General features: G+C 53.8%; 16 protein-coding genes and 1 pseudogene. 8 read left to right on the top strand and 9 right to left on the bottom strand.

Annotated elements, in window-relative coordinates:
- Window positions 1-210: 210 nt before the first annotated feature.
- The gene (locus BMY49_RS00685; protein WP_089674504.1) at window positions 211-1,281 is read left to right on the top strand and encodes an endonuclease/exonuclease/phosphatase family protein; all 1,071 of its coding nucleotides are present in this window, start codon (window positions 211-213) and stop codon (window positions 1,279-1,281) included.
- Window positions 1,282-1,318: 37 nt separating this feature from the next.
- Here the strand turns inward: BMY49_RS00685 and BMY49_RS00690 are convergent, their stop codons facing one another.
- Entirely contained in the window at window positions 1,319-2,695 is a 1,377-nt protein-coding gene (locus BMY49_RS00690; RefSeq protein ID WP_089674505.1) for a class II fumarate hydratase, read from the bottom strand.
- 303 nt (window positions 2,696-2,998) lie between these two features.
- Here BMY49_RS00690 and BMY49_RS00695 point away from each other — a divergent pair, with 303 nt between their 5' ends.
- The gene (locus BMY49_RS00695) at window positions 2,999-3,373 is read left to right on the top strand and encodes a phasin family protein (protein WP_089674507.1); all 375 of its coding nucleotides are present in this window, start codon (window positions 2,999-3,001) and stop codon (window positions 3,371-3,373) included.
- Between the two features lie 80 nt (window positions 3,374-3,453).
- Here BMY49_RS00695 and hda read toward each other — a convergent pair whose 3' ends face one another.
- Together hda and BMY49_RS00705 are read right to left on the bottom strand one after the other, a co-directional pair.
- Window positions 3,454-4,158, bottom strand: coding sequence for a DnaA regulatory inactivator Hda (gene hda / locus BMY49_RS00700; protein WP_089674509.1), 705 nt, complete (start codon window positions 4,156-4,158; stop codon window positions 3,454-3,456).
- Window positions 4,155-5,267: an AI-2E family transporter gene (locus tag BMY49_RS00705; RefSeq protein ID WP_089674511.1), complete on the bottom strand. Its 1,113-nt coding sequence runs from the start codon at window positions 5,265-5,267 to the stop codon at window positions 4,155-4,157. Before BMY49_RS00705 ends, hda begins: the two co-directional genes overlap by 4 nt.
- Before the next feature lie 199 nt (window positions 5,268-5,466).
- On the opposite strand from BMY49_RS00705, the gene purM reads away from it, so the two are divergent.
- Together purM and purN are read left to right on the top strand one after the other, a co-directional pair.
- On the top strand, window positions 5,467-6,546 hold the full coding sequence (gene purM / locus BMY49_RS00710; protein WP_044628315.1) for a phosphoribosylformylglycinamidine cyclo-ligase: 1,080 nt from the start codon (window positions 5,467-5,469) through the stop codon (window positions 6,544-6,546).
- Window positions 6,543-7,286, top strand: coding sequence for a phosphoribosylglycinamide formyltransferase (gene purN, locus BMY49_RS00715; RefSeq protein ID WP_044628316.1), 744 nt, complete (start codon window positions 6,543-6,545; stop codon window positions 7,284-7,286). The genes purM and purN overlap by 4 nt, the downstream gene beginning before the upstream one ends.
- Window positions 7,287-7,364: 78 nt before the next feature.
- On the opposite strand, the gene dcd is transcribed toward purN, so the two are convergent.
- From dcd to cobA, 4 genes are all read right to left on the bottom strand, one after another.
- The gene (gene dcd, locus BMY49_RS00720) at window positions 7,365-7,931 is read right to left on the bottom strand and encodes a dCTP deaminase (protein WP_044628317.1); all 567 of its coding nucleotides are present in this window, start codon (window positions 7,929-7,931) and stop codon (window positions 7,365-7,367) included.
- 11 nt (window positions 7,932-7,942) lie between these two features.
- Window positions 7,943-8,743 carry an iron-sulfur cluster carrier protein ApbC gene (apbC, locus tag BMY49_RS00725; RefSeq protein WP_052509914.1) on the bottom strand — a complete coding sequence of 267 codons (801 nt, stop codon included), beginning with the start codon at window positions 8,741-8,743 and terminating at the stop codon, window positions 7,943-7,945.
- 152 nt (window positions 8,744-8,895) lie between these two features.
- Window positions 8,896-10,062 carry a coiled-coil domain-containing protein gene (locus BMY49_RS00730; protein ID WP_062375074.1) on the bottom strand — a complete coding sequence of 389 codons (1,167 nt, stop codon included), beginning with the start codon at window positions 10,060-10,062 and terminating at the stop codon, window positions 8,896-8,898.
- Between the two features lie 146 nt (window positions 10,063-10,208).
- Window positions 10,209-11,069, bottom strand: a complete 861-nt coding sequence (gene cobA, locus BMY49_RS00735; RefSeq protein ID WP_089674513.1) for a uroporphyrinogen-III C-methyltransferase — start codon at window positions 11,067-11,069, stop codon at window positions 10,209-10,211.
- Window positions 11,070-11,310: 241 nt separating this feature from the next.
- Between cobA and BMY49_RS00740 the strand changes: the two genes are divergently transcribed.
- The 4 genes and pseudogenes from BMY49_RS00740 to BMY49_RS00755 form a co-directional block, all read left to right on the top strand.
- The gene (locus BMY49_RS00740) at window positions 11,311-12,222 is read left to right on the top strand and encodes a GGDEF domain-containing protein (protein ID WP_089674515.1); all 912 of its coding nucleotides are present in this window, start codon (window positions 11,311-11,313) and stop codon (window positions 12,220-12,222) included.
- Between the two features lie 29 nt (window positions 12,223-12,251).
- Complete coding sequence (locus BMY49_RS00745) at window positions 12,252-12,590, top strand: 4a-hydroxytetrahydrobiopterin dehydratase (protein ID WP_044628320.1); 339 nt, start codon at window positions 12,252-12,254, stop codon at window positions 12,588-12,590.
- Entirely contained in the window at window positions 12,591-13,781 is a 1,191-nt protein-coding gene (locus BMY49_RS00750; RefSeq protein ID WP_044628321.1) for an amino acid aminotransferase, read from the top strand.
- 122 nt (window positions 13,782-13,903) lie between these two features.
- A pseudogene (locus BMY49_RS00755) lies at window positions 13,904-14,086 on the top strand (NCS2 family permease); the annotation flags it as partial.
- 1 nt (window position 14,087) lies between these two features.
- Here BMY49_RS00755 and BMY49_RS00760 read toward each other — a convergent pair.
- Window positions 14,088-15,422, bottom strand: coding sequence for an MATE family efflux transporter (locus BMY49_RS00760; protein ID WP_167359348.1), 1,335 nt, complete (start codon window positions 15,420-15,422; stop codon window positions 14,088-14,090).
- Window positions 15,423-15,526: 104 nt separating this feature from the next.
- A complete protein-coding gene (locus BMY49_RS00765) occupies window positions 15,527-16,111 on the bottom strand; it encodes a YceI family protein (RefSeq protein ID WP_044628323.1) in 585 nt (194 codons plus the stop codon).

Consider the following 16,111-nt stretch of genomic DNA (forward strand, 5'->3'; position numbering starts at 1 on the left):
GCGCTCTAACCAACTGAGCTATGGTCCTGCTGTGCAACGGATGCGTATTCTACGGCTTCATAGCTGAATTGCAAGTAGTTTTTATTCTTCACACCCTTACCAACGAGTACCTTATCGCTGTTTCTATGAATAATGTCGGCACTTATCAAACCTAAGGACTAAGCTGGACATAGATTAATACTGATCGCCCGTGAAATAAGGAGGTAGGTTTTGCTAGGGCCTTTGCTAGGATGCATCGCCGTTTTACTGCTACTTTCCACGTTAATTGCTCGCATAAGATTGCGCTGGTGGTGGATACGCAGTTTTGAGTTTCCACGCCTGCAGATTGCCTTACTCGCTGGGGTATGTGCGCTAGCAAGCTGGATGCTGCTGGAGCCAGGTAAATGGCGAATGGCATCGACAGGCTTATCGCTGCTTACCCTGCTGATACAGCTGCGTTACATCATCCCTTGGACGCGTCTCTGGCCCGTTCAAGTGAAATCGACCCATGAGGCGCCAAGCAATCAAAAAATCACCCTGCTGATCGCCAATGTGCTTACTCCGAATCGCCAGGCGGATAAACTGCTCAGTATGATTGAGCAATACCAGCCCGATATTGTGCTAACGCTGGAGTCAGACCAGTGGTGGCAGGATCAACTAGATCAAGCGTTAGAGGATAAGTGGCCCAATAGCGTCAAAATACCGCTCGATAATCTTTATGGCATGCATATGTACTCGCGACTAACCCTCAGCGAGACCGAGGTAAAGTGGCTGATTCAGGATGACATTCCCTCTATCCGTACCTATGTCACGCTGGAAAGCGGCGACCGAATCCGCCTATACGCTCTTCACCCGCGTCCGCCAGCACCCAGTGAAAGCGAGAAGTCGCTCTGGCGCGATGCTGAACTACTGTTAGTTGGTAAGGAAATTCATCGCCACCCTTCTGCCACTCTGGTCGCAGGCGATCTAAACGATGTTGCTTGGTCGCGCACCACCCAACGCTTCTGCCGCATCAGCGGCATGCTTGACCCTCGTCGTGGCCGGGGCATGTTCAGCACGTTTCACGCTAACTACCCGGTCCTGCGCTGGCCGTTAGATCACGTCTTTGTCAGTGAGCACTTTACGCTGGACAGCATGCAGCGCTTGGATGCCTTTGGGTCTGACCATTTCCCTATTCTGGCCACACTCTGCTATCGCCCTACTCGCCAGAACGAGCATGAAACACCAGAAGCCAGTCAAGAAGAGCGCCAGGAAGCCAGCGAAACCATTGAAAAGGGCAAAACGGAGACGCAGCAAACTTAACCGTTTTACCCAATCGCTAGGCATAGGATGGAATAGGTTACTCGGGCACACCGCCTTGCGTTAATACAGTGGGATCAAGCAGGCGCTCTAGGGTGGCGCGGTCCAGGTCCGTTTCCTCTTCCGCGACATCGATAATCGGCCGTCCTCCTTGATATGCCTTTTTAGCAATCGCGGCGGCCGCGTTGTAGCCAATCACACTGTTCAGCGCGGTCACCAAAATCGGGTTACGCGCCAGCGGCACCTGCAGGTTATCTTCACGCACTTTGAAAGTTGCGATAGCACGCTCAGCCAACAGCTTGGCGGTATTACTCATCAGAGTAATTGACGTGAGCAGATTAGACGCCACCAGCGGCAGCATAACGTTAAGCTGGAAATTGCCGCTCTGCCCCGCCACTGTGATCGCCGTATCTAACCCCATCACCTGCGCCGCCGCCTGTGCTGCCGACTCGGGAATCACCGGGTTGACTTTGCCCGGCATAATAGAGCTACCCGGCTGCAGCGCTTCAAGCTCAATTTCACCCAGCCCGGCCAGCGGCCCCGAGTTCATCCAACGTAGGTCGTTGGCGATCTTCATCACCACGCAGGCGAAGCCTTTCAGCTGGCCGGATAATTCCACCGCAGCGTCTTGCGAAGCCAAGCTGGCAAAAAAGCTATCGTTAGGAACAAAAGAGAGGCCCGTTTGTTGGCTCAGTTCTTTCGCCATTAAGTCAGCAAAGCCCTCCGGCGCGTTAATCCCCGTACCCACTGCAGTTCCACCCTGGGCAAGGCGGCATAACCGCACCATCGCACTGTCAAACCGCTCAATGGCTTGCCCCACCTGACTAGACCACGCCCCTAACTCTTGATCCATCCGCAAAGGCATAGCGTCCATCAAATGGGTACGCCCGGTTTTAACGACATGGCTGAGTTCGTCAGCACGGCGATCAATGGTCGCTTGTAGCGCGACTAATGCAGGCTTCAGTGACTCATTCACGGCGATAGCGGCGGAGAGGTGGATCGCCGTCGGGATCACATCGTTACTGGATTGGCCCATATTAACGTGATCGTTGGGCGCCACCTCGACTCCTTCACGGCTAGCCAACGTCGCCAGCACCTCATTCACGTTCATATTGGTGGAGGTGCCCGAGCCAGTCTGGAAAACGTCAATGGGGAAATGGTCGTCATGCTGGCCATCAATCACCGCTTGTGCGGCTTTTTCGATAGCCTGCGCGCGCTCGGCATCCAATAGACCTAGCTGGTGATTGCTACGAGCAGCCGCTAGCTTAATGCGTGCCACGGCATGCACAAATGCCACCGGCATGGGCGTGCCTGAGACGGGAAAATTATTAATGGCACGCTGGGTTTGGGCACCGTAAAGCGCCTTTGCCGGTACCTCAAGCTCTCCCATGCTATCTCGTTCAATACGCGTATCCATTCCACACTCCTGTTAAGTCATCAGCGGCATTTGAACTAACACCACTTCATTGATAACGATTCTCTCTACGCTTCAGCCTAGCCACCCCGCACGGTTTGGTAAACCACCAAGCTGGCTGGGCGCGTTTTCAAGGTTTATTTTGCCCAAATTGTTGCGCTGCACAAAACCGCTTGCTATGCTGCAATGCAAGATAACCCAGATCAGTAACGGTGCATTCCTTAGCTCGCCGTCGCTGATAAACGAATCGTCTTGGGTTTAGCTTAGCAGCCCACAGACCTTAGCAATGGCACAGGAGTGTTGATTATGCGTACCTTTAACACCAATGAAATGACTCAGCAGTTCGATAACCTGTTTATGGCTCCGGCACGTGCCTACATGAGCCTCAGCATCGACTATTCTGAAAAACTGCTAAACGCTCAGCTAGACGCTAACAAAGCCTATGTTGATACCGGCATTGCACAAATGCGCCAGCTGATGAGCGTTAAAGACGCTGAGGGCCTGCGCAGCTACATGGAAAGCCAGCAGAAAGTAGCCAAAGAGCTGGCTGAGCGCGTCAAAGGTGATGCAGACAAAGTGGTATCACTGCAGCAGGACTTCTTGCAGAAGAGCCAAAAGCTGACGGAAGATAACGTTAAGCAGGCACAAGCGACTGCCAGCAAAATGAGCAAAACTGCCTAATGCTGAACTGATCGCGAAAGCGATTCAGCAACTTAAAAGCGGCTAGATGACGCCCTTGCCAGTTCTCTGGCAGGGGCGTTTTACCAATTAAGCGCGGATTTCACGAAAGGAATGGTGAGTTTGCGTTTCGCAGAGAGTGACGCTTGATCCAACGTTTCCAGCGCTCGACACAGCTCCCCTAACTCCCTTGGGCCACGATGCATAATGTAGCGCCCAACGTCATCCGGTAGTTGCATCCCGCGGACATTCGCACGCAGCTTTAAGGCGGCCAAGCGATCAATATCATCCATAGGATGTAGGTGAAACGTTACCCCCCAGGCAAGACGCGATGCCAAATCCGGTAGGGCTACTTCCAAGTGGCGTGGAGGCTTATTGGCGGCAATCAGTAATGCTTTGCCCGCATCCCGTAAGCGATTAAACGCGTGAAATAGCGCTTCCTCCCAGCGCTTACGGCCTATCACATACTCAAGGTCATCAATCGCGACTAAATCAAGACGCTCAATATCCTCTAGCATCAGCGGGGGGAAATGACCTAAATCAGCCAGAGGTAAATAGAGCGCTCGTTTGTCTTGATCAGAGGCCGCATGGCAGGCCGCTTGCAAAAGATGGCTACGGCCACTGCCCGGCGCGCCCCATAGATAAAGAAACGGCTCTGAGCCAGGCATTAGCTGATGGCTTAAGTGGTCTACCAACGAAGCATTGGCACTGGATGCGTAGTAATTATTAAACGTAGCATCGTCGCGCAACCCTACCCCAAGCGGTAGCTGTGCCGGTACTCGGCTCATGATGACTCCCTTTTGTCGTCGCGACCCAGCTCATCATGCTGTGTTTGCTGTTCTAATGGTTCTGACCGTGCATCATACAGCGCACTATTTTTATAACGATCTTTTACTTCTCGCAGCAGCACCATAATCACCGCCGCCGCCGGAAGCGCTAACAACACCCCAGTTAAACCAAAGAGATGCCCACCCGCCAGTACGGCAAAAATAACTGCTACCGGATGCAGACCAATCTTATCGCCTAATAGCTTCGGCTGCAGCACCACGCTTTCAGCCACTTGCCCCAGACCAAACACGGCAATGACGCCTAATAGCGCCCACCACGTATCAAACTGAAACAGTGCCACCACCAGAGCAATTACTAGCCCGACGATAAAACCTAAAAATGGCACGATGCTCACTAGCCCAGAGAGCACACCAATCAGCAGGCCAAAGTTAAGCCCCAACAGGGTTAAACCCACTGCGTAGATAATACCCAAGCAAAGCATGACCAGCAGTTGACCGCGTAAAAACGAGGCTAATACCTCATCACAGCGACGTGCCAAGCGAAACGTATCGTCCACCCACTGGCGGGGTACTAGATTCGCCATATTGTTAAGCATGCGCTCCCAATCCAGCAGCAAATAAAACGTCACCACAGGAATCAGCGCTACATAGGTGACCCAAGAGACAAACGCCATGCCCGAGCGGCCAATCTGGCCTAACGCCTGGGCAACGTAACTACCCGCATCACGCCAGTTTTCAACCAGCGTTTCACGTACATTGCTCAGCTCGGAGGCGAGGTCATAGCCCGTCCACTCTTGCACCTGTGGAGCCAATACGCCTTCAATCCAGTTAAGCACGCCCGGGAGCGCTTCGCCCAGTTGCTTAATCTGTTGTACCACCAGCGGAATAAGAATAAGTAAGCTCAGCGCCAGAACAATCATCAGGACTAAAAACACGCTGCTGACTGCCCAAACACGCTTCATTCCCAGGCGTTGGAAATAATTGGTCAATGGGTCGGCCAAGTACGCCAATATCAACCCAGCAATAAAGGGCATCAGTACTGCATCGAGAAAGTAAACCGTGCCAACCAGCGCGACAAGTAGCGCAACTCCCCACCTTGAGTTTCTCATTCCACGCTCCTTCCTGGATATACGGTCAGCGGTAATGCTTGAATAGTAACAAAAGTTGCCCGCAGCGCACCTGATAACACGTTACATCGATGCGACTTACGTCGCTGAGTGATACAATCGCACCCCGTTATTGCTCCGGCACTGGCTACTTGCCAGCACAATCGCATTGCAGCTTTGCATAGGCTTCACAGGACCTGTCATGACCGAGACCTCTCCCTCCCAGGCTACTCCCTCTCTCAGCTACAAAGACGCAGGCGTCGATATTGATGCCGGCAACGCCCTTGTTGATCGTATCAAGCACGTTGCCAAGCGCACATCACGCCCTGAAGTGATGGGTGGCCTTGGCGGTTTCGGCGCACTGTGCGAGCTGCCCGCGGGTTATAAACAGCCGGTACTCGTCTCAGGCACAGACGGGGTGGGCACTAAACTGCGTCTGGCAATGGATCTTGGCAAGCATGACACTATCGGCATCGACCTGGTAGCCATGTGTGTGAATGACTTGATCGTGGCGGGTGCCGAGCCGCTACTTTTCCTGGACTACTATGCCACGGGCAAACTAGATGTGGATATTGCTGCCGACGTAGTGACCGGTATTGGCGCTGGCTGCGAGCTAGCAGGCTGTGCACTGGTAGGTGGTGAAACCGCAGAAATGCCCGGCATGTACGAAGGCAGCGACTACGACCTGGCCGGCTTCTGCGTTGGCGTCGTAGAAAAGTCAGAGATTCTCGACGGCAGCAAGGTGGCCGAAGGCGATGTGCTGCTCGGTCTGGCCTCCTCTGGCCCCCACTCCAATGGCTACTCGCTGATTCGTAAAATTCTTGAAGTCAGCAATGCTTCCCTGGAAGAAACCGTTGACGGCAAGCCACTAGGCGATGCCTTGATGGCCCCTACGCGCATCTATGTAAAATCACTGCTCTCCATGATGCGCGGCACCGACATCCCCGTACATGCCCTTTCGCACATTACTGGCGGCGGCCTGCTGGAAAATATCCCCCGCGTTCTACCAGACACCCTGGCAGCGCACATTGATCTCACCAGCTGGCAGCGCCCTGAAGTGTTCAACTGGCTGCAGGCCAAAGGCAACGTCAACGAAACCGAAATGCACCGCGTACTGAACTGCGGTATTGGTATGGTCATCGTGGTGCCCGCAGATCAGGCAGCGAACGCTAAAGCGCACCTTGAGGCCCAGGGCGAGACCGTTTATCAAATCGGTCAGATTATTCATCGCCAGGACGAGGCGGTCGTACTCGACCACGCCCAAGCGAGCCACAACGCATGAGCAGCACCGACTACAGCAGCGACACCCTAAACGGCATGACGCCTGATCCTGTGGGCGCACGCCGCGTGGTGGTACTGATCTCTGGCAGCGGCAGTAATCTACAGGCGCTCATTGATGCTCAGCAGCATGACCGCTTGGGCGGTGAGATCGTTGCAGTGATCTCCAACGAGCCCGATGCCTATGGCTTGAAACGTGCCCATGAAGCTGGCATCGAAGCGGTAGTACTTCCCCATCGTGAATATGATAGCCGCGATGCTTACGATGGCGCGCTGATCAAGGTAATAGAACGCCACGAGCCAGACGTTATCGTTCTAGCGGGCTTTATGCGCATTCTAACACCGCGTTTTGTACAGCGTTTCTTGGGGCGGATGCTTAATATTCACCCCTCACTGCTGCCGGCTTACCAGGGCTTGAACACCCATGCACGCGCATTAGCTGATGGCGCCTCGCACCACGGCTGCAGCGTACACTTTGTCACTGAAGAGCTCGATGGCGGTCCCGTTGTGCTGCAAGCGGAGCTGCAGGTTAACCCAGATGACACGGTGGAGACGCTAAAGGAGAAAGTCCACGCGCGCGAGCACCTGATCTTCCCGATTGCGGTGCAGTGGTTCCTGGAAGGACGCCTGCAGTACAACGCAGAGGGTGCCACCATGGACGGCCACCCGCTTCCGCCGTACGGCATGCGCCTCTCCCATGCGGATGCCGCTGAAGAGCTGGATGAAGAGATCGACGACGCCTAATTTCTCAGAAGAGCCGCCGTTAAAAAAAGCCTTGCCGCAGTGATGCGGCAAGGCTTTTTTAGTAGCACAGAAGGCGTATTAGGTACGCGGCAACGTCACGCCACGTTGGCCCATGTACTTACCACCCCTATCTTTATAAGAGGTTTCACACACCTCATCCGACTCCAGGAAGAGCATCTGGGCGACGCCTTCATGGGCATAGATCTTCGCGGGCAGGTTGGTGGTGTTGGAGAATTCCAGCGTCACGTGTCCTTCCCACTCAGGCTCCAGCGGCGTCACGTTGACGATGATGCCACAGCGCGCGTAGGTGGATTTGCCCAGACAAATGGTCAGCACATTACGCGGAATGCGGAAATACTCCACCGTCCGCGCCAGCGCAAAAGAGTTTGGCGGAATGATGCAAACATCGCCCTTCACATCGACAAAGCTTTTGTCGTCGAAGGCTTTAGGGTCAACAATCGCCGAGTGAATGTTGGTAAATACCTTAAACTCATCGGCGCAGCGTACATCGTAGCCGTAGCTGGAAGTGCCATAGGAGATCACCCGCTGGTCGTTCACATAGCGTACCTGCTCTGCCTCGAAAGGCTCGATCATGGCATCGCTTTGCGCCATCCGGCGAATCCACTTGTCTGATTTAATGCTCATCGGTTACTTCATCACTCGCTAAAAGAAATCGTAGGGCCGCCGCTTTGGCTAGCACTGACGGACTGCGCTACTTGGCTGGCAATCTCGGCAAAGGTACGGCTAACGGCACTGTCTGGCTCGGAAACCACGCTTGGGCGTCCAGAATCTGCCAGCTCGCGAATCGACAGGGTCAGCGGCAAACGTCCCAACACGGTAGTGTCGTACTCCTCTGCAATACGATCGCCACCGCCAGTGCCAAAAATAGCGGCTTCATGGCCGCACTTCTCGCAGTGGTACAGGCTCATGTTCTCCACCACGCCCAGCACTGGCACGTTCACTTTGCGGAACATTTCGATGCCTTTACGGGCATCCAATAGCGCGATGTCCTGTGGTGTCGTGACGATCACAGCACCAGATACCGGCACTTTCTGCGCCAGCGTTAGCTGGATGTCACCCGTGCCCGGCGGCATATCGATCAGCAGAAAATCCAGGTTATCCCACTGAGTTTGGGTCAGCATCTGTTGAAACGCACCCACCACCATCGGGCCACGCCACACCATGGCATCCCGCGTGTTAACCATAAACGCCATCGACATGGCCTGAATACCGTGGGCTTCCAACGGCAGAAACTTATTATCTGCCGCCGCCTGAGGACGCACACCCTCTTCTACACCCAGCATTTGTGCCTGGCTGGGGCCATAAATATCTGCATCCAAAACGCCTACACGATAGCCCTGTGCAGACAACGCCAGCGCTAAATTGACGGTCACGGTGGATTTACCAACGCCACCTTTGCCGGATGCCACTGCCACAATATGTTTTACACCATCCATCAATGGCACTCCCGTTGTTTGTTTATCGTGAACATGGCGTGAATGATACTCCTCAGCGGTCTATTTCTAAACCAACAAACAAAAGCGGATGTGGGAAACCACCCCACATCCGCTAAAGGAGTTATCAACCCCCGGAAGCCACGGCGCCGTGCTTAGTTGCTGCTTGGCTGGCTCTCTTCAGCCGCTTGGGCATCTTCGCTCTCTGCATTGTTGTCATCACCAGCGCTATCTTCTTGGTCCTGGCCTTCCTGATTTTGCTGATCTTGTTGGTTTTGCTGTTCACCCGTTAGGCTGGGCACCTCACCAGAGGCAGCATCTTCTACGTTTAAACGCTCATCCAGCGCAGAGAGTTCATCGCGCCACTCGCTCAACTGCGCTTCTAAACGTGCTAGCTGCTCTTCACGGGTTTCGATATCGCTCTCGACCTTAGCCACTTCATCGCGACCGATATCCAGTGCCACCATCAGGTCGTCCATTTCAGTGCGAACCTGCTCTAGGCTTTGCTGCTCTTCTTCGCGCAGCTGAGTTAAAGAGTCCACTTCTGATTGCAGCGAGTCACGCTCTTCAACCACGTTATCGCGCTCATCCTGCAAGGTTTGCAGCTCGCTCTCCTGGGCAGCAATTTCCTCTTCAAGCGTCGCTAAGCGCTCATTGGCATCCGTCACTTGGGCTTCAAGATCGCTTAGCTTGGTTTCAGCGGCGCCTAGCTCTTCAACAGCTTGCTGACGCTGCTCTTCAGCTTCCTGACGAGCAGACTCTGCCTGCTGACGAGCGTCCTCGGCACTTTGACGAGCTTCTTCAACCTGCTGAAGCGACGCCTCCGCCTCATCGCGCTCACTTACCACTTGCTCACGCTCTTCACGAAGCGACTGCAACTCGCTTGCGGTGCTGGCAAGCTGCTCTTCCAAAGCAGTGACTTCCTGCTGCAGCGTTTCACGCTGGCTTTCTAACTCTTCAAGACGAGACTGTACGCTGCTGACATCTCCCTGAGCAGACTCAAGGCTGGCGGTTGCCTCTGCTTGCTGCTGCTCTAAAGACGCCATTTCATCGCGCATCGCGGTCAAATCAGTTTCGGCCTGCTCTACTTCCGACAGGCGCTGGCTGAGCTCAGTATTCTCTTGCTCAACGCTGGCGAGCTGCCCTTCAAGCGCCTCTACACGCTCCTGGTGGGTGCCTGAATTGGATTGCGCCATAATGGCCCAGATCACCGCAATGGCTGCAATACCGGCAATACCTTTGACCCGGTTATCCTTAAACAGCGTTTTCATATCCGGCTTGTGGCCTGGCGTGTACTGATCTGAACGGTTTTCTTCTGACATGCTGCGCCCCTCTTTTTGCTTGGCTACTGGCGTTAGCAGCGTTAGTGGCAAGTAGCACGATAAGTGAATGATCGTTTTTTAAAAGTGCTCTTTACTAGCATACACAGACAATTACATAACGCCACCCGGCTTGGCTCTCAAAACGCTCAACCATCTGTTAAACGCGCATGCTTACCCTCTGAAAAACCAACTGCTGTTCCGCTATCAGTCTCAAACCATGAAAGCGTCCGGTGCAGCGATACCACGCTACCAATTATTAACAGCGTGGGTGGCTTAATGTCACCTGCTAAAAAGCCATCCGGCAAATGCTGTAGTGTGCCTATGTGGGTTCGTTGCTGTTGTGTAGTGCCTTGCTCAATCAGTGCAAGAGGTGTTGCTGGGTTTAAACCATGAGCAATCAGCTCCTGACAGATCAACGTGAGATTGCTCAACCCCATATAAAACACCAGCGTTTGGCCAGGCTGAGCTAAGGTGGGCCAATCTAGGGTAAATTCGCCATGCTGAAGATGTCCGGTCACAAACCGCACCGACTGCGCATGGTCGCGATGCGTCAACGGAATGCCCGCATAAGCTGCACATCCGGAAGCGGCGGTAATGCCAGGCACTACCTCAACGGGCACATTAGCGGCGACCAGCGTTTCAAGCTCTTCACCACCGCGCCCAAAAATAAATGGATCACCGCCTTTCAGGCGTACCACCTGCTTTCCTTGCCTAGCCCACTCTACCAGCGATTGATTGATATCCTCCTGCGGGACGCTATGGGAGGAGCGCGCTTTGCCCACGTAGTGGCGCGCGGTCTCTGCGGGTAACAGTGCCAAAATTTCATCGCTAACCAAGCGGTCATACAGCACGACTTCCGCACTCAAAAGTCGTTTGTAAGCCTTTAACGTTAATAAATCAGGGTCTCCTGGGCCAGCCCCTACCAAGCTAACGCGCCCCTGGGAACGCGGCGCCGCTTCAGATGCTGTTGCCGTAACGGCGCCCGTGTGTAATTTCTGCGTAACCAAAGCGACCACCAAATAGAATTAAATTATTTTTTAATATTTCAAAAAAGAATAAAAAGCATAATCCGCCCCAACCTTTGTCATTTTTACGGCAAAACAACAAAAATGGAATAGATGAGAGATTTTTAATTACCAAAAAATATTAAAAAAGATGAATTGTCAGCAAAAGCTTACATATTGTTTACGATTTTACCGCTAATCTTCACGGCTAAATTACAACAGGTATAAAATTGGAGATTCACGCATGCCCGTGAATGATGCACCTGTACCTCCTGTAGCCATACCTCAAAGTGCTGATACCTTAGTTCCACATATCCCTGGGGTGCTTTTTCAATTCTATCGCTCCCATAGCGGCCATATGCACTTCCCTTACCTAGAGGGCGGCGGCATGGCACTTGCTTATGTTGACAGACAGCAGCTAGCGACCAATGCAAGCCAACTAATCGAACAGTTGACAGGTGATGATCACCCTAAGGTGATGTCAGCCATTGAGCGCTCCGCGCGCTGGATGCTGCCGTTAAATACGCGTTTCAGGCTGCCCTTTCCTAAAGCAAAACCGCACTGGATCGCCGTTAGCGCTAACCCCGAGCCAATGGAGACGGGGGTACGCTGGAACGGCATTATGCTGGATATTACTGACCAAGTGCTGGAAGAGCTTCGCTTGCGCAAACTAAGCGATACCGACCCGCTGACCGGCCTACCTAATCGGCGCAAACTGATGGGGCAATTAACCCACCTCACATCGCTGAGCACACGCCACGGTACGCCGCTTTCGATTATGATGATCGACATCGACCACTTCAAACGGCTCAACGACCGCTGGGGTCATCTACAAGGTGATAGCGTTCTGGCACAGCTAGCCGATGTGACGCAGTCACTGCTTCGCTGTGAAGATATGGTGGCAAGGCTAGGAGGTGAAGAGTTTATGGTAGTGCTGCCGCTTACCTCGCTGCAGCAATGCCATAAGCTTGCCGACCGTTTACGCCACACCATTGCAGACTACGATTTTGGCATTGGCCAGGGTAACGTCACACTCAGCATTGGCGTGGCTGAATATCGTTGCGGAGAGCCACTGGTGAGCCTGATCGAACGGGCCGATCGAGCGTTATATAGTGCAAAGGATGTTGGTCGTGACTGTGTCTGCCTTCTACCCTGATAGATAAGTCAACCCTGGAGACTAACACTATGACATCTCTTGCTCAGTCGCAGTGCGAACCCTGCAGCGGTAGCGCTATACCGCTCTCTTATGACGCATGCCAAGCGCATCTTAAGGCGCTTCCAGAGTGGCAGATTATCGAGCACGATGGCATCATGAAGCTGACGAGACAATTTACGTTTCGTAATTTTGCTGATGCGCTAGCGTTTAGCCAGCGTGTTGGTGATGTCGCAGAGCAGGCTGGCCATCACCCAGTATTGGTGACCGAGTGGGGCAAAACCACGGTGACGTGGTGGTCTCATAAAATAAACGGCCTGCATCTTAATGACTTCATTCTTGCCGCCAGAACCGACGAGGTAGCCGAATAAATGTTTGAGCAAATTGAGCGAGTCCCTGGAGATGCCATTCTCGGGCTGATCGAAGCTTTCAAAAAAGATACCAACCCGCAGAAAGTGGACCTTGGTGTTGGTGTATACCGCGACGCCGCTGGCAACACGCCGGTCATGCGCGCCGTCAAGGAAGCAGAAGCTCGCCTGCTCAAGAATGAAACCACCAAAACCTACATTGGCTCCCACGGTGCACCCGCTTATGGCAATGTCGTTCTGCCGATGGTATTGGGCGCTGACTCTGCGGTGCTAAAAGCCAACCGCGCCAGCGCTACCCAGTCCCCTGGCGGCACCGGTGCCTTACGTCTGGCAGCCGACTTTATTGCCAGCCAACTGCCAGGTAAAGGCATTTGGGTCAGCGACCCCACTTGGCCGAACCACCACGGTATTTTCACCGCTGCCGGCATTGAACTGCATAAGTACCCCTATGTAGATGCCGACAACCGTTTAGATTTTGATGGTATGTTGGCCGCGCTGAAAAAGATCCCCGAAGGCGATGTAGTGGTATTGCATGCCTGCTGCCACAACCCGACCGGTTTTGATCTTTCTCAACAGCAGTGGCAAGAAGTGCTGGCGGTACTGAAAGAGCGCCATTTGTTGCCACTCGTCGACTTCGCTTACCAAGGTTTCGGTGAAGGCCTTGATGAAGACGCCTATGGCGTTCGCCTGCTAGCTGAAAACCTGGATGAAGTGATCATCACCAGTTCCTGCTCCAAGAACTTTGGCATTTACTGTGAGCGCACAGGCTGCTTAATTCTGGTCGCTAAAGACGCAGAGCAGATGGAGAACGTTCGCTCCCAGGTGGCTATTGTGGCCCGTGAAAACTACTCTAACCCGCCAGCCCACGGCGGTGCGATTGTCAGCGAGATTTTGCATGATGCAGAGCTTTCTGCCATGTGGCGCGAAGAGCTGACCGAAATGCGTGACCGGATCAACACGCTGCGTCGTGACTTCGTTGATGCGCTGAAGCCTTACGGTCTCGATGAGAAGTACGCCTGCGTTGCCGAGCAGCGCGGTATGTTCTCTTACACCGGCCTCACGCCCGAACAGGTAGATCGTCTGCGCGACGAGTTCGGCATATATATGGTGCGCTCTGGCCGCGCGAACGTGGCAGGCTTCTCCCATGAAAATCTGCCCTACCTCGCCAAAGCCATTGCTTCGGTTAACGACTAACCAACGGCATACCCTATCCACGCCCAGGCCAAGCGCCTGGGCGTTTTTGTTGGTAACAACTGGCTATTTCGAAAAGCCATAAGATTATCAATCCCCTTGGCAAATGTTGTGTACAATTGCGCGTTCGTCGCCAATTCCGACGAGCAGCCGCGTTTGCTGTGATAGCCGCAGGCTTCTCGTTTGTCGGCTTAATGCATGCGCCCAAACTCGCTTTTAACGCCGCGCCGGAATTTGTGATGGGCTACTTAGCCATGGCCCTGCTGTTTACGTACTTCTCGTTCCAAGAAGCCCCCTATAAACGCTAAGCTAGCCTGACGCTCCCGCCTGCCGATGCGGGCGGGAGAGGATACGCTTCAGCAAGACCCACGCCGTTAGCCCGGCCAGTAGGTTGCCGATAGCTGCACCAGCAGCGAGGCCCGTCCAGCCAAATAGCGCTGCCCCTAGCCATAAACAGGGCAAGTAGCAGATAAACAGCCGCGCACTGGAAAGCAGCATTGCCCTAAGCGGCCACCCCAGCGCATTACCGGCCGATACGACCAGCATACAGACACCAAGTGCTGCGTAGCTTGGCAGCATAAAGCGAATCAGCAGAGCAAGTTCACTCTGCACCTCTGGATTGCCCGCCAAGGCCATGGCCACCCACGGCGACGCTAACGCCAGCAGCACGCCAAGGCTTAGCTGCCAGATCACGGCCACTTTTAATGCTAGACGCATAAGCTGCTGAATTTGCCCCCAATCCCCCGCGCCATAACAGCGCCCCAGCCAAGGGGGCAACGACATGGTCATCGCTAAAATCACCATGAGCGATAGCGTCTCAAGGCGACTCGCTAACCCCCACGCCGCTACTTGGGTGTCGCCTAAGCCCGCCACTGCGGCAATGGCAAGCATTGCCGCCAGCGGCGGCATTAACTGGCTGACCATCGCGGGAGCGGCAATGCCTGTAAAAGGCCGCCATGAGCGCACAGCTTCTTGCCCAATATCATCCATTGTCGCCCACTGACAGCGCCGCAATTTAGCCCCTGTTAGCAACAGCCCAACGGAAAACGCCACGGCAGTCGCCCACGCTGCCCCCGGAAGCCCCCAACCTTCCCAGCCACCTACACCAAAAATAAACAGCGGATCGAGTGCTAGGTTGATCAGGCTACTGAGCACCATCATCTTGCCGGGCATGCGTGTATCACCGTTAGCACGAAAAACGCTATACATAAAGTAAAGCAGCGCCCCTAACCAGGCAGAAAATAGCTGAGGCCCCCAGTAGGTACGAATATACGTCAGCGCCGTTTCGTCCGCCCCCAACAGCTGAAAGAGCGGCACCTGAAGCAGCCATAACGCCACTGCCAGTACGGCAATCACCGCCCCACCAGCAATCAGCACTAGACTTGAGAGCCGCTTGGCCCTCGCCTGCTCTCCTGCTCCTAATGCTCTGGAAATCAGCGCGGCGATGGCAATGCCCATTCCCACCTGTATACCAATGATCAAAAACGACAGAGGAAAGGTAAACGACTGAGCCGCCAGCGGCGCAGTGCCTAAACGTGCGATAAACGCACTATCCACAAGCTGAAAACCCAATAGCGCCAGCACACCAATGGCCATCGGCCACGTTTGCCGCCATAGGGTTATCGCCAACTCGCGTTGTTGCATGACAGCTGCCAAAAACTGACTCCTTAACATCATAAATGTAGGAATACTAAACGCAAAAAAACGCCACCACCCGTTAGGGTGGCGGCGTTTTTAAACCGTATCGCTTACTGGCGAATACCTTCAAACGTCACGTACAGCTCAACTTCGTGCATAACTTCCGGGAAATCGCTCATGTTAATACCGAAATCGCCGAGGGTAAGCATCGTGCTGCCTTCAAAACCTGCACGGTAATTGCCCCAGGGGTCTTCACCTTCGCCCATCAGGGTTACCGGCATTTCGATCACTTGAGTCTGACCATGCAGCGTTAGCTCACCGGTCACAACGCCTTCATTGTCGCCGGTAGATTCAAAACCGGTAGAAGTAAACGTCGCCGTGGGGAATTCGCTGGCATTCAGGAAGTCACCACTCAAGATGTGACGGTCACGCTCAGCATGATTACTGGTCAGACTATCAATTTGAACTTCCATTTCGACAGAAGAAGCGTCCAGATCGTCAGCATCGTAAGAGAACTGGCCGTCAAACTCTTCAAAGCTGCCCAGGATGTAGGAGAAGCCCAGGTGGTTAATTTTGAATTGAACGAAGGCGTGCTGGCCTTCCGTATCAATCTGGTAGTCCGCTGCCTGTGCTTGGCTCAAAGGAACCATCGCCGCTGCCGCTACGGCTACTGCCATTACGCTTTTCTTCATCAT

The sequence above is a fragment of the Vreelandella aquamarina genome, assembly GCF_900110265.1.
GTDB lineage: Bacteria > Pseudomonadota > Gammaproteobacteria > Pseudomonadales > Halomonadaceae > Vreelandella > Vreelandella aquamarina.